The sequence below is a fragment of the Roseburia sp. CLA-AA-H209 genome, from assembly GCF_020687575.1.
In the GTDB taxonomy this organism is placed as follows: domain Bacteria; phylum Bacillota; class Clostridia; order Lachnospirales; family Lachnospiraceae; genus Roseburia_C; species Roseburia_C amylophila.
The window spans coordinates 90,251-104,294 of sequence record NZ_JAJEQU010000007.1; the positions used below are offsets into that span (position 1 = coordinate 90,251).

At 39.8% G+C, this 14,044-nt stretch carries 16 protein-coding genes; all 16 read left to right on the top strand.

Annotated elements, in window-relative coordinates; translation table 11 throughout:
* The 16 genes from flhF to tsf all read left to right on the top strand — a co-directional run bounded on the left by flhF (position 1) and on the right by tsf (position 13,935).
* Positions 1–1,236 carry a flagellar biosynthesis protein FlhF gene (gene flhF / locus LKD41_RS08400; protein WP_227700919.1) on the top strand — a complete coding sequence of 412 codons (1,236 nt, stop codon included), beginning with the start codon at positions 1–3 and terminating at the stop codon, positions 1,234–1,236.
* 4 nt (positions 1,237–1,240) lie between these two features.
* Positions 1,241–2,116 carry a MinD/ParA family protein gene (locus LKD41_RS08405; protein ID WP_227700920.1) on the top strand — a complete coding sequence of 292 codons (876 nt, stop codon included), beginning with the start codon at positions 1,241–1,243 and terminating at the stop codon, positions 2,114–2,116.
* Positions 2,117–2,124: 8 nt separating this feature from the next.
* Complete coding sequence (locus LKD41_RS08410) at positions 2,125–2,865, top strand: flagellar brake protein (RefSeq protein WP_227700921.1); 741 nt, start codon at positions 2,125–2,127, stop codon at positions 2,863–2,865.
* Between the two features lie 15 nt (positions 2,866–2,880).
* Complete coding sequence (locus LKD41_RS08415) at positions 2,881–3,948, top strand: protein-glutamate methylesterase/protein-glutamine glutaminase (protein ID WP_022243290.1); 1,068 nt, start codon at positions 2,881–2,883, stop codon at positions 3,946–3,948.
* Between the two features lie 2 nt (positions 3,949–3,950).
* Positions 3,951–6,038, top strand: coding sequence for a chemotaxis protein CheA (locus LKD41_RS08420; protein ID WP_022243289.1), 2,088 nt, complete (start codon positions 3,951–3,953; stop codon positions 6,036–6,038).
* Between the two features lie 15 nt (positions 6,039–6,053).
* Positions 6,054–6,518 (top strand): chemotaxis protein CheW, encoded by a 465-nt coding sequence (locus LKD41_RS08425; protein ID WP_022243288.1) that lies wholly within the window; start codon positions 6,054–6,056, stop codon positions 6,516–6,518.
* A gap of 70 nt (positions 6,519–6,588) precedes the next feature.
* Positions 6,589–7,209 (top strand): chemotaxis protein CheC, encoded by a 621-nt coding sequence (locus LKD41_RS08430; RefSeq protein ID WP_022243287.1) that lies wholly within the window; start codon positions 6,589–6,591, stop codon positions 7,207–7,209.
* 14 nt (positions 7,210–7,223) lie between these two features.
* Positions 7,224–7,709: a chemotaxis protein CheD gene (locus LKD41_RS08435; RefSeq protein WP_022243286.1), complete on the top strand. Its 486-nt coding sequence runs from the start codon at positions 7,224–7,226 to the stop codon at positions 7,707–7,709.
* 15 nt (positions 7,710–7,724) lie between these two features.
* A complete protein-coding gene (locus tag LKD41_RS08440) occupies positions 7,725–8,033 on the top strand; it encodes a hypothetical protein (RefSeq protein WP_117699038.1) in 309 nt (102 codons plus the stop codon).
* Positions 8,034–8,057: 24 nt separating this feature from the next.
* Positions 8,058–8,828, top strand: coding sequence for a FliA/WhiG family RNA polymerase sigma factor (locus LKD41_RS08445; protein ID WP_227700922.1), 771 nt, complete (start codon positions 8,058–8,060; stop codon positions 8,826–8,828).
* Positions 8,829–8,841: 13 nt separating this feature from the next.
* Complete coding sequence (locus LKD41_RS08450; RefSeq protein ID WP_227700923.1) at positions 8,842–10,437, top strand: FapA family protein; 1,596 nt, start codon at positions 8,842–8,844, stop codon at positions 10,435–10,437.
* A gap of 36 nt (positions 10,438–10,473) precedes the next feature.
* Positions 10,474–10,782 (top strand): hypothetical protein, encoded by a 309-nt coding sequence (locus LKD41_RS08455; RefSeq protein ID WP_022243282.1) that lies wholly within the window; start codon positions 10,474–10,476, stop codon positions 10,780–10,782.
* A 19-nt stretch (positions 10,783–10,801) separates the two neighbouring features.
* Positions 10,802–11,467 carry a DUF6115 domain-containing protein gene (locus LKD41_RS08460; RefSeq protein WP_227700924.1) on the top strand — a complete coding sequence of 222 codons (666 nt, stop codon included), beginning with the start codon at positions 10,802–10,804 and terminating at the stop codon, positions 11,465–11,467.
* Positions 11,457–12,011 (top strand): endolytic transglycosylase MltG, encoded by a 555-nt coding sequence (locus tag LKD41_RS08465; RefSeq protein WP_227700925.1) that lies wholly within the window; start codon positions 11,457–11,459, stop codon positions 12,009–12,011. Before LKD41_RS08460 ends, LKD41_RS08465 begins: the two co-directional genes overlap by 11 nt.
* Positions 12,012–12,153: 142 nt before the next feature.
* Positions 12,154–12,891: a 30S ribosomal protein S2 gene (gene rpsB / locus LKD41_RS08470; protein WP_022243279.1), complete on the top strand. Its 738-nt coding sequence runs from the start codon at positions 12,154–12,156 to the stop codon at positions 12,889–12,891.
* A 105-nt stretch (positions 12,892–12,996) separates the two neighbouring features.
* Positions 12,997–13,935 carry a translation elongation factor Ts gene (gene tsf, locus LKD41_RS08475; RefSeq protein WP_022243278.1) on the top strand — a complete coding sequence of 313 codons (939 nt, stop codon included), beginning with the start codon at positions 12,997–12,999 and terminating at the stop codon, positions 13,933–13,935.
* Positions 13,936–14,044: the final 109 nt, after the last annotated feature.

The window sequence follows — 14,044 nt, forward strand, 5'->3', positions numbered from 1 at the left end:
ATGACGATTAATAAATTTCAGGGCAGAACAAGAGAAGAGGCAGTTGATAAGGCGAAAAAGGAAATGGGAGAAGCAGTTGTGATTATGAATGTAAAGGAAATCAAACCGAAGGGTTTATTCCGGGCATTAAAGAGCACAACTTATGAAGTGACGGCAGCATTAGAGGAAAAAGAACAGACAGTTAATCCTCTTCCTGCGTTACATGCTCCATTAAAGATGCATGACAGCATAAATTTTGCAGCAAATGAAAAGATTGAAATTCCGGCACCGGAACCAGCAGCCATTCATCCGGAAAGCAGTCATGATTTGGAAGAAAAGATAGAAAGTCTTTCTAATTTATTAGAAAAGAAGTTAAAACCGGAAAAAGAGGAAGAACCAAAAGAAGAGGAAAAGCCGGAAAAGGAGACTGATGCTCCAAAGGATATGAAGCATCAGCAGTCTGAGACTTTCCGTTGTATCCGCATGATTTATGAAACATTACTGGATAATGAAGTGAATGAAAGATATGTCAACCAGATATTAGATGATGTGGAGAAGAATTTAAGAGGCAGTGCAAGCATGGATATTATTTTATCCAATGTTTACCAGAAAATGGTATTAAAATTCGGACAGCCTCAAAAGATTGAACTGATACCGGGACAGCCTAAAATCGTATTTTTTATTGGACCAACCGGTGTTGGCAAGACAACAACCATTGCAAAAGTGGCTTCCAGATTTAAAGTGGATTATGGCAAAAAAGTAGCGTTTTTAACAGCAGATACTTATCGGATTGCTGCGGCAGAACAGTTACGTACTTATGCGAATATCTTAGATACACCGCTGACAGTTATTTATTCATCGGAAGAAATGAATGCAGCCATAGAGCGTGTAAAGGATTATGATCTCATTCTGGTAGATACCGCAGGATTCTCTTATAAGAATGAAGATCAGAGAAAAGATATGAGAAACCTCATAGAAAGTCTGGATGACAAATATGAGAAGGATGTTTATCTGGTATTAAGCGCAACTACAAAATACCGCGATTTGATGGAAATTGTAGATAAATACCATGAGATATCGGATTATAAGATTATTTTTACTAAATTAGATGAAACCAGTAGTTATGGTAGTCTGTTAAATATTCGCATGTATTCTGGTGCGGATGTTTCCTATGTGACAACAGGGCAGAATGTGCCAGATGATATTGAAATTTTCCAGTCACAGAAAATTGTAAAACAGTTATTGGGAGGCAGATAATAATATGGATCAGGCAGAAAAGCTGCGCAATGTAATTAAATTAAAGAACCAGAAGCTTCCCCAGAAAGCAAGAGTAATTACGGTTACCAGTGGAAAAGGTGGCGTGGGAAAATCCAGCGTTACAGTTAATCTGGCAATCCAGTTTCAGAAAATGAATAAGAAAGTTATTATTTTTGATGCTGATTTGGGACTGGCAAATGTAGAAGTTATGCTTGGAGCAATACCAAAACATAATTTGAGTGATGTTATATACCGGGGAATGGATATACGGCAGATTATAACAGAGGGACCGGCAGGAGTAAGCTTTATCTCAGGCGGCTCAGGCATTGTGGGAATGAATAATCTGTCCAAGGATCAGATTACTTTTTTAGTACGTAATCTGGCACAGTTAGATGAAATGGCTGATATTGTACTGGTGGATACCGGAGCAGGAATTGCAGACAGCGTATTGGAATTTGTTATGGCTTGTCCGGAGGTCCTTCTGGTATCAACACCGGAACCAAGCTCACTGACCGATTCCTATTCTCTGTTAAAGGCACTGCACCGGAATCCGAATTTTGCCAAAAGCGGAACGCAGATTCATGTGGTTGCCAACCGTGTAAATTCTGTGGAAGATGGACAGGCAGTATATGATAAATTAAATACCGTTGTGTCACAGTTTTTAAATGGTAATCTTGAATATCTCGGCATGATACCGCAGGATTCCATGTTTGAAAAAGCAATACGCCAGCAGCAGATAGTATCTTTATATGCACCGGAGACCAAGTCGGCAAAAGCATTTGAGATACTTGCAAATAATCTTATAGAAGGTGCGCATGATATTCCGTTGATGAAGCGGGGCTTTGCCCAGTTGTTTGCTGAATTTTTTAATAACAGATAGGTGATAGAATGATTTCAAATGTTTTACGGGAAGGAATGAAAATTGATATTCATATAGTGAACCAGACGGAAAGGCCAGAATCTGCAGAAAAGGCTGCACCAGTTTACAAGAGTCAGATTTTTGAACTGTTTGAAAATGGTGAAATGGAGATAATGATGCCGATTCAGAGTGGAAAACTGATATTACTTCCACTGGGACTTCGCTATGAATTTGTATTCTATACACCGAATGGATTGTATAAAAGCATTGGTCAGATCCGGGAACGTTATAAGACGGAGAACCGCTACCTGCTCCGGATTGTATTAAATACACCACTGAGCAAATATCAGAGACGGGAATATTACCGTATGGAATGTGTCCTTGATATGGGGTATTTCCATCTGACAGACGAAGAAGCGGAAATGGAACAGACGGAAGACATCATCGCAAGTCTCAGGGATGATGATTTTTATAAAAAGCAGAAAAAGGGCACTATTGTTGATATCAGTGGAGGTGGTGTACGCTTTGTGACGAATGAGCAGTTAGAAGAGGGAAAAGCTGTTCTGATTATTGTGATGCTACAGACGCAGACCGGTGAAAAACAATATTATCTTCCAGGATATATCCTGCGAAGTACGAAGCTGTTAAATCGTGATAATATGTATGAAAACCGACTGAAATTTATTATTCGTGATGATAAAATAAGGGAAGAAATTATCAGGTATATTTTTGCAGAAGAAAGAAAAGCAAGACAGAGAGGAAAAGGATAGGGTTAAATTAATAGAATGAAAAAGAATATTCTGGTTGTTGATGACTCAGCACTCATGAGAAGAGTTATCTGTGATATAATTAATTCAGATAGTGGTTTTCAGGCAACGGATACATGCAGAGATGGCTTGGAAGCATATGAAAAATTGTGTCAGAAAGCATATGACGCAGTTGTTTTAGATGTAAATATGCCAAGAATGAACGGACTGGAACTACTTGAAAGATTACAAAAAGAAAATATAAAAGCAACAGTAGTAATGGTCAGTACATTAACGACAGATGGAGCTGAAGTTACACTCAAGGCAATGGAACGTGGTGCAATTGACTTTATCGAGAAACCAAATAATCTGATAGAGACAAAGGGACAGCGTTTCCGGGAAAAACTGATAAAAGTTCTTGCAACAATAACTACAGCAGGAAGCACACAGACGTATCAGAAAAAAGTAATTACGAATGTGGTAAAACCGGCAGCTGTCCGGAAGATTAGAACGAAGGATGCAGCCCGGAGCAAGATTGTTGCAATTGCATGTTCCACAGGCGGTCCAAAATCTTTACAGAGTGTAATTCCATTGCTGAAATCCAATATGGATGCACCGGTTCTTGTGGTTCAGCATATGCCGGCTGGTTTTACAAAATCCATGGCAGACCGGCTGAATGAACTCAGCCCGCTGGATGTGAAAGAGGCAAACGAAGGTGATGTCTTGGAAAAAGGACATGTTTATGTGGCACCGGGAGGAAAACATTTACTGGTACAGCGGTTAGCAGATGGAACGCACTGTATTGTTTTAAGTGATGCACCGGCAATTGGTGGATTAAGACCATGTGCCAATCTGATGTATGAGTCTTTGATGGACAGCGGCTATGATGAAATTACCTGTGTAGTTCTTACCGGAATGGGTGCTGATGGAACAAAGGGAATTTCAGAACTCCAGAAAGAAAAAAATGTATACGTAATTGCTCAGGATGAAGAAACATCTGTGGTATATGGAATGCCAAAGGCAATTGCAGAGACAGGACTTGTTGATGAAATAGTACCATTAGAAAGTGTTGCGGACACAATTCTAAAGAATGTGGGGGTAAATTAAAGATGGATGTAAGCCAGTATCTAGAAATTTTTATTGATGAGACAAGTGAGCATATCCAGAGCCTGAATGATTGCATTATGACTTTGGAAAAGGAGCCGGAAAACAAAGATACCATTAATGAAATTTTCCGTGCAGCACACTCCTTAAAGGGAATGGCAGGAACCATGGGCTTTAAGAGAATGCAGCATCTGACTCATGATATGGAAAATGTATTCCAGGAAGTTCGTAGTGACAAAGTAAAAGTCACCAGTGAAATGATTGATATTCTTTTCCAGTGTCTGGATGCAATTGAAAGTTACCTCGATACGATCAAGAGTACATCAGATGAAGGTACAGAAGACAACGAAGCACTGATTACAGCTTTGAACAAATTCTTAGAGAATGCAGAGAACGGCGGAGCAGCCGCACCTGCAAAGGAAGAGAAAAAAGAAGAAAAGAAAGCAGAAGAACCGGAAAACGGTGATGGTAAAAAGAAATACTTAAGCGTAGAATTTTCTTCCAAAGATAAAGATGCGTTAAAAGCAGCTGAAGAAAGTGGAAACAAAATTTACGGAATTACAGTAGAAGTACAGAAAGACTGCCTTTTGAAAGCGGCAAGAGCATTCCTTGTATTTAAAGCAGTAGAAGAGTTTGGACAGATTGTTGTTTACAGTCCAAGTTCCCAGGATATTGAGGATGAACGTTTTGAACTGGACTTCAGTTTGTTCTTATCATCCAATGCTGCATTAGATGATATTTTAAAAGCAGTTAAAAATGTATCTGAAATTGCGGATGCCGTTGGTGAAGAAGTGAAGACGGCAACCCTATTCCATGAGGAAAATGTACAGGAAAATCTTCCAGCAAATACATCAGAAGCAAAGCCGGCAGAACAGGCAGTACATAAAGAGAATAAACCGGCACAGACTAAGTCAAAACCGGCAGGCAAACCGGTTACAAACCGTACCGTGCGTGTGGATATCGAAAAACTGGATGCACTGATGAACCAGGTGAGTGAGCTGATCATTGCAAAAAACAGTTTGGTATCCATTGGCTCCCAGGAAGGAGGCAATTTCCAGAATCAGTCATTCCATGAGCAGATTGAGTATCTGGAAAGAATTACAACCAGTCTTCATGAATCGGTTATGAAAGTGCGGATGGTTCCAATTGAGAGCGTTGTAAACAAATTCCCACGTATGATTCGTGACCTTTCCAGAAGATTGAATAAGAAGATGGAATTGTGCATGACCGGTGAAGATACAGAACTTGATCGTACTGTAGTTGACCAGATTGGCGACCCGTTGCAGCATCTGCTTCGTAACTCTGCTGACCATGGTCTTGAGAGTGCAGAAGTTCGTAAGGAACGCGGTAAGCCAGAAACAGGAACCATTAATCTGAATGCATTCCAGGAAGGAAATAATGTAATCATTGAAGTAAGTGATGATGGTAACGGAATTGATACAGAGAAGGTTAAAGCAAAAGCAGTAGAGCGTGGTCTGGTAACACCGGAACAGGCAGAAAAGCTGAGCCAGAAAGAAATTATCGATTTCTTATTTATGCCGAGTTTCTCTATGGCAAAACAGATTACCGATATTTCCGGACGTGGTGTAGGTCTTGACGTTGTTAAATCCAATATTGAAGCATTAGGCGGAGATGTTGAGGTAAAGAGCAAACTTGGCGTTGGAACCAAATTCGTAGTAAGACTGCCACTTACACTGGCAATCATTCAGGCGTTGATGGTGGAAATTCGCGATGAAAAATATGCAATTGCGTTAGGCGCAATTCAGACTATCGAGGATATTCCGGTTGAAGATATTAAATATGTAGAATCCAAGGAAGTAATTAATTTACGTGGTTCTGTTATTCCAATCATCCGGCTGGATCAGATACTTGATATTCCACCGAAGGATGAAGAAGTAGAAAGCCTTACTGTTGTTATCGTAAGAAAAGGCGAACGTTATGCAGGACTTGTTGTAGACAATCTTCTTGGACAGCAGGAAATCGTAATTAAATCACTTGGTAAGTATATTAATAATAATAAGACAATCAGCGGTGCAACAATTCTGGGTGATGGCGAAGTCGCATTAATCCTGGATGCAAATACATTGATTTAACAGGGGGTGTGCAGAGTGGCAGAGCAACTTGAAACAGTAGAAAATATCAGAAAACAGTATATTGTTGTAAAAATCGGAAATGAGCAGTACGGAATCGATATCAGTTATGTAGACAATATTGTCCGTATGCAGAAGATTACAAGAGTACCTAGAGTACAGAATTTCTTTAAAGGAATTATCAATCTTCGTGGAGAAATCGTACCGGTTATGAGTCTCAGAATCCGTATGGAACTGGAAGAAGATGTATTTACCAATGCCAGCCGTATTATAATTTTAAAAATTGAACAGCAGAGTGCACTGGGAATAATCGTGGATGAAGTAAAAGAAGTTGTTACATTAGGAACCAATGAAATTGATAAAGTGAGTGGCGATATGAAGAATGCCAAGGTATCTTTTATCGATGGAATCGGTAAAAACGGAGATGAATTAATTTCCCTTCTGGATATTCATTCTATTATAGAAGAAAAAGAAAATGCGTAATTGTTATAGATATAGTGAGGCAAATGCCTCACTATATTCTATATCTTGAAATGACAGCAGGAGGATAAAATTGGCGGATTATACTTTGAACCAGGTAAATGACATGTATGTGGATGTCTTAAAAGAAATTGGAAATATTGGTGCCGGAAATGCAACAACTGCAATGGCAAATATGTTGAATATCCGGATTAATATGGATGTACCAAGAGTTGAATTACTGACCTTTCAGGAACTGGGTTCTGCAATTTGCCCGGAAGATGAGTCAATCGTAGGAATCTATCTGGAAGTAACAGATGATATTACCGGCAGCATGATGTTTCTTATGAAACTTGATTCTGCACATTATCTGGTAAATAAACTAATGGGACGTCCGGCAGATTATGCGGAAGATTTTGATGAGATGGATATGTCTGCATTAAAAGAAATAGGAAATATCATTGCCGGTTCTTATCTGAACGCGCTTTCTGCCATGACACAGCTTACTATTGCACCATCGGTTCCTTATATTGCAATTGATATGGCGGGAGCTATTTTAAGTGTTCCGGCAATACAGTTTGGTAAAATTGGAGACAATGCACTTATGATTACGACAGAATTCGGAGATGAAGTGATGATAGAAGGATATTTTATTCTGTTACCTGACCTTGAGTCTTATGAGAAGATTCTGAAATCTCTGGGAATTACCTTATAAGGAGAAGGGTATCAATGGGTGAAGTAATAAAAGTTGGTATGGCAGACTTAAATATTTGCAAGGCTCCGGATACAATTACCACATTAGGACTGGGTTCCTGTATAGGAATAGCATTGCTAGACCCGGTTACAAAGATTGGCGGACTTGCACATATTATGCTGCCAGACAGTACAAAGATGAAAAATAATTCGAATATAGCGAAATTCGCAGATACAGGAATTGTAGAGCTGGTTCGCCGGATGACAGAAGCAGGGGCGGCAAAGAGCAGGCTTGTAGCAAAGATTGCAGGCGGAGCCAGAATGTTCGAGGTAAGTGGTAACTCTGAAGTGGGAAATATTGGAGCAAGAAATGCAGAAGCTTCCAGACAGAAACTGAAGGAGCTTGGTATTCCGCTTCTGGCAGAGGATACCGGGCTGAATTATGGACGTACCGTAGAATTGCATTGCGATACCGGAGAATTCTATATTAAGTCTGTTGGAAAAGAATTGAAAATTATTTAGATTGAGGATGTAAAGATGAAGACAAAACCGATTCCTGCAATCGTAATGTTGACCGCAGGATTTATTACCTGTATTGTGGCAATTTTTCAGAAAATGGAATTGCTTGCCTTTACAAAGACATTATTGCTGGTACTGATTATATTCTATCTGCTTGGGGGCATTGCAGCTTATATCTTGGAAAAGAATTTTAAAGCTGCAAAGGATGAAGAAAGCAGTACAGAAGAAAAAGCAGATGGTGATGCAGAAGAGTCTGCTGATGAGAAAAAAGAAGATACATCAGAAAAGTCAGAAAAAGAGGAAGAGAAAAGAGCGAAAGAAGAGTAATTATAAGAAACCGGAGGCTATGGCATGAAAACAGTGGACAGAGAAAAACTGTGGGAAAGCTATCGGAAAAATCCAGTATCTGAAATACGGGAACAGATTATCATAGAATATGCTCCGTTAGTTAAATTAGTAGCGGGCAGATTGAGTATGTATCTTGGATATAATGTAGAATATGAAGATTTGGTCAGCTATGGAATCTTTGGACTGATTGATGCAATTGATAAATTTGACCGAAGCAAGGATGTTAAATTTGAGACATATGCAAGCCTTCGAATCCGTGGGGCAATATTAGACCAGATTCGTAAAATGGACTGGATACCGAGGGCTGTTCGCCAAAAACAGAAAAAGATTGACGAAGCAATAAAAAATATAGAAATGAAGACAGGAAAGACGGCATTGGATGAAGAGATTGCAAGCGAACTTGGGGTATCAGAGGATGAATACCTGAACTGGCAGTCCCAGTTAAAAGTTACCAATGTTGTTTCTTTAAATGAGTTTGTGGAGCAGGGAACAGAGCCTGCGATGGATGCGACAAAAAATTCCCATTTTGCACAACCGGAAGATGTGGTGGCAGAAAGCGAACTGAAAGAAGTTTTGGCACAAAGCCTTGAGACCTTGACGGAAAAGGAGCGCAGGGTAATTGAACTTTATTATTATGAAGAACTTACTTTGAAGGAAATCAGCAGTATTCTTGAAGTATCTGAATCAAGAATATCCCAGCTTCATACCAGAGCTCTGGCAAAGATGAAAAAGAAAATGGGAAGTTATATGGATATATTGGTTGAAGAAAGTTAAAAGGAGGGAAGCTATGGGACAGGCAAATGCTTATTTTCAATTTGTGATAAAGGAACATGCGACTTATATTAAGCTTTTCCCGGCAGCTCTGGAAGGAAATGTTATTGAAATTGGTGAACTGACAGAGTATCTGGAAAGGCATGGCTGCCCGGATTATAATTTAAAGGAACTGGTTGCAGCAATTAACAGCAATGAGATGACAGAGATTATGGTCGGAGATATTTATCCGATTCAGATAAATGAAGAGATGTCCGTAACAGTATCAGCAGATGCCATGGAGGCGGTATGCAGATTTTATCCGGCTGCAGGCGGCACGAATATGAATGTGCAGGAAATCTTAAGGGATTTAACTGCAAAAGGTGTCAAAGCAGGGGTTGATCAGGATGAAATTTTGAAATTTTTCCAGGATAGGGCATACTGTACCGATTTTGTGCTGGCAAAAGGGAAAAAACCGGTAGATGGTCAGGATGCCAGAATTGAATATTATTTTAATACAGATGTTGATTTAAAGCCGAAGAAGAATGAAGATGGTTCGGTAGATTACCGTGAACTGAATGTAATCAGCTATATCAAAGAAGGCGACCTTCTGGCAAAATTATTTCCGGAAGATCGTGGAATCAAAGGATATGATGTACAGGGAAGGGAAATTAAACCAAAACAAGTACGCTCCCTTCAGTTAGAATATGGAAATAATATCCGGGTATCGGAAGACAAAACAGAACTGTACTCTGAAGTAACCGGACATGCAAGTCTGGTAAATGGTAAAGTATTTGTATCAGATGTCTATGAAGTCCCGGCAGACGTGGATAATTCCACCGGTAATATTGATTATCCGGGAAACGTTACCGTAAGAGGTAATGTAAAGGGTGGTTTTTCAATTATTGCAAAAGGTGATATAGTAGTAGAAGGCGTGGTAGAAGATGCACTGATACAGGCGGGTGGTCAGATTATTGTAAAACGTGGAATTCATGGAATGACCAAAGGAATACTTCGGGCACAGGGAAATGTTATCTGCAAGTTTATTGAAAATGCAACCATCATTTCCGGAGGTTATGTTGAAACAGATTCTATTTTACATAGTAAGGTATCAGCAGCAACAGAGGTTCGCGTAAGTGGTAAGAACGGATTCATAACAGGTGGTGTTATCCGGGCGGGCAGTCTGGTAGAAGCCCAGACCATTGGTTCCAGCCTTGGAGCAGGAACACGTATTGAAGTTGGTGTGGATCCGGAAAAGAAAGAACGTTATGTGAAAGTGCAGGAAGAACTGCTTCAGCTGAATAAGACCATTGAACAGATTCGGACGATTCTTACTACCTATGGAGAGAAGCTTAAGAATAAAGAAAAACTGGATCAGGGAAAAATCCAGTATATTGAACAGCTTATGCGTGCTTTTAAGGAGAAGGAAGCTCAGCGTACACCATTAGAGCATGAATACGAAAGGCTGCAGAGTATATTAAATGGCAGTAGCAATGCAAGGGTGAAAGTATCAAAGACACTGTATGCGGGAGTAATTGTAAATATTACCGATGTAAGCCTTATTGTAAAGGATGACAGAAGTTTCTGCCAGCTTTATAAGGACGAGGGTGAAGTAAAAATCTCAAACATGTAATGAAGTATGGTTGAGACAGGCTGGAGGTGCATGGATATGTCGATTCGTCCGGTAGATATGAATGGAGTCATTCAAAGAACGCAGGATGTCGGAACACTGAAACAACATCAGGATATGAAACCAATGGTAGATCAGCAGAACATCCAGATAGAGGTGCAAAGAGAAGAATACCGCCAATCAGAGCAGGTGACCAGGAAAGATGATTCCCAGATGGAAGAACATCGTTTTGATGCAAAGGAAGAGGGAAAGGGGCAGTACCAGCGGCAGGAACAACGGAAAAAGAAACAGAAAGAAGACCGTGTGGTTATCAAAGGTGCAATTGGAGGCTTTGATGTTAAAATATAAAAAGGAGTGTATCTGACAGATGACAGGCGTGGAAATCATCCTGATTCTGGCTGGTCTGGTTATGATGATAGGAAGCTTTATGGTAACAGAAAAGCTATCCGGTGCAGAATTAGACCGTATTGCGGAACTGAGTCAGAATGAGATAAAAAAAATACTGGAAAACAAGTTAAAAGATGCAGAAGCTGCGATAGAAGACCAGATTGACCATGCAATTGAAGATTCCACAGATAAGGTGGAGCGGGCACTGGACAAAGAGACCAATGAAAAAATGCTGGCAATCGGTGAATATTCGGATACCGTTATGGAGAAGATGAATCAGACCCATAATGAGATTATGTTTTTATACAGCATGCTAAATGACAAGCACACAGAACTGACAAAGCTTGCAGGACAAATTGGCGAGATGTCAGCCGAAATCGGTGAGAGCTTAGAAGAGGCGAAAGAGTCTGTAGTTAAAGAAACGGAAGAAGTAAAAGTCACAGAGGAACCGGTGGAGACAGAAACGGAACCGGCAACCGGAGAAATGGAAGAACAGCCGGAGCAGACTAATCATAACGAAAAAATCCTTGCCTTATACAGTCAGGGAAAATCGTATGTAGAGATAGCAAAGGAACTGGGCCTTGGACAGGGTGAAGTGAGATTGGTTGTAGGATTGTATAAAGGAGTAGATACAAGTGAAGTTTAAGTATTATCTGAGAGGCTTGGGAATTGGTATTCTGATAAGCACGATTATCTTATCCGTATCATTTGCAATGAAGAAAAATGACCTTTCAGATGATGAAATCATTGCAAGGGCAAAAGAACTTGGAATGGTAATGGAAGATACCGGAAAGGACACCATACCAAAAGCTACAGAAACAGAAGATGAGATTCCAAAGAGCACGGAAGGCGGCTTTAATACAGAACAGACAGATATACAGCCGGGAACAACTGATTCAGGGGAGATATCGCAGGATGTGGGAACAGATGGAGCGGATGCCGTACCACCATCTCAGGATGGAACCAATATGGTACAGAAGGAATTTACCGTAGAAGTAGGAGATTCTTCTAATGCGGTTTCGCAGCGTCTGCAGGAAGAAGGTCTTGTGGACAATGCAGAAGCATTTAATAAATATATGGTAGATAATAATTATGCCAATTTTGTCCTGCCCGGAACCGTAACGATTCCGGAAGGGGCTGGCTATGAAGAAATTGCCGGAATACTTACGGATAAAACGATTCATCATTAAAAAAAGGTTGCATAGCATGGCTGAGTATGATATAATCCATGCGTTGCGATAAATTTACACATATACCGATTGTCAGATTGGTGCCGCAAGGTTGTCTGATAATAAGAAGTATATGGAAGAATAACCAAATGGAGGAAAAACAATGAGCGTTATTTCAATGAAACAGTTATTAGAAGCAGGTGTTCATTTTGGACATCAGACCAGAAGATGGAATCCTAAAATGGCTCCATACATCTACACAGAGAGAAATGGTATCTACATCATTGACCTGCAGAAATCTGTAGGTAAAGTTGATGAGGCTTACAAGGCTATGGCAGATATCGCTGCTGATGGTGGTACTATTCTTTTCGTAGGAACAAAGAAACAGGCTCAGGATGCAATCAAAACAGAAGCAGAGCGTTGTAACATGTTCTATGTAAACGAGAGATGGTTAGGTGGTATGCTTACTAACTTCAAGACAATCCAGAGCCGTATTGCAAGATTAAAAGCAATCGAAACTATGGAAGAGGATGGAACATTTGATGTTCTTCCTAAGAAAGAAGTTATCAAATTAAAGAAAGAATTAGATAAATTACAGAAGAACTTAGGCGGAATCAAAGAAATGAAGAAGATTCCAGATGCTATCTTTATCGTAGATCCTAAGAAAGAAAGAATCTGCGTTCAGGAAGCTCATTCCTTAGGAATTCCACTTATTGGTATCGCAGATACAAACTGTGACCCGGAAGAGTTAGATTATGTAATTCCTGGTAACGATGATGCAATCAGAGCCGTTAAATTAATCGTTTCTAAAATGGCAGATGCTGTTATCGAAGCAAATCAGGGAACTGTTGATGTTGACACTGAAGCTGCAGAGGATGCAGAAGAAGCTGTAGAGGCATAAGAACAGTATTTTAAACGATAAGAAACACACAACGTGTGTATAAAACAGGACAGACAGTAATTGCCTGTCCTTACCTTTAGAAAAAATAAATGGAGGAAAATGAAGATGGCTATTACAGCAGCAATGGTAAAAGAACTGCGTGAATTAACCGGCGCAGGAATGATGGATTGTAAAAAAGCATTAGGTGAAACAGACGGCAACATGGATGAGGCTGTTGAATATTTAAGAAAAAACGGACAGGCAAAAGCTGAGAAGAAAGCTGGAAGAATCGCAGCAGAAGGCCTTTGTACTGTTGTAGTAAAAGATGATAAGACAGCAGCAGTTGTTGAAGTTAACTCTGAAACAGACTTCGTTGCTAAAAATGATACATTCCGTGAGTTTGTAGAGGCTGTTGCAACACAGGCAGTAAACTCTGACGCAGCAGACATGGATGCATTCATGGAAGAAAAATGGAATGCAGATGAAAGCAAGACAGTAAAAGATGCATTAGTAGAGAAAGTTGCAGTTATCGGAGAGAACTTAAAGATTCGTAGATTCGAAAAGGTTGTAGCTGAGAATGGTTGTGTAGTATCTTATATCCATGGCGGCGGAAGAATCGGTGTTATCGTTGATGCTGACACAACTGTTGTAAATGATGCAGTAAAAGAAGCATTAACCAACATTGCAATGCAGATAGCAGCTTTAAATCCAAAATATGTTTCCAGAGATGAAGTAAGTGCAGATTACATCGCACATGAGAAAGAAATTCTCTTAGCTCAGATTATGAATGATCCGAAAGAGTCCCAGAAACCGGAAAAGGTTATCCATGGAATGATCGAAGGACGTATCAGCAAAGAGTTAAAAGAAATCTGCTTAGTAGATCAGGTATATGTAAAAGCAGAAGATGGAAAACAGACAGTTGGAAAATACTTAGAGCAGGTTTCCAAAGAAGTTGGTGCTCCTGTATCTGTTAAGAAGTTTGTACGTTTCGAAACAGGTGAAGGTTTGGAGAAGAAAAATGAAGACTTTGCTGCAGAAGTTGCTGCTCAGATAGCAGGAAACTAAGTAAAAGCTTAGCACAAATTGTAAAAGTATATAAAATTCCCCTGTAGAGTGATTTCTGCAGGGGAATTTTCTGACAAAAGAAAGAAAAATCTCAAGAAGTAATTCAATT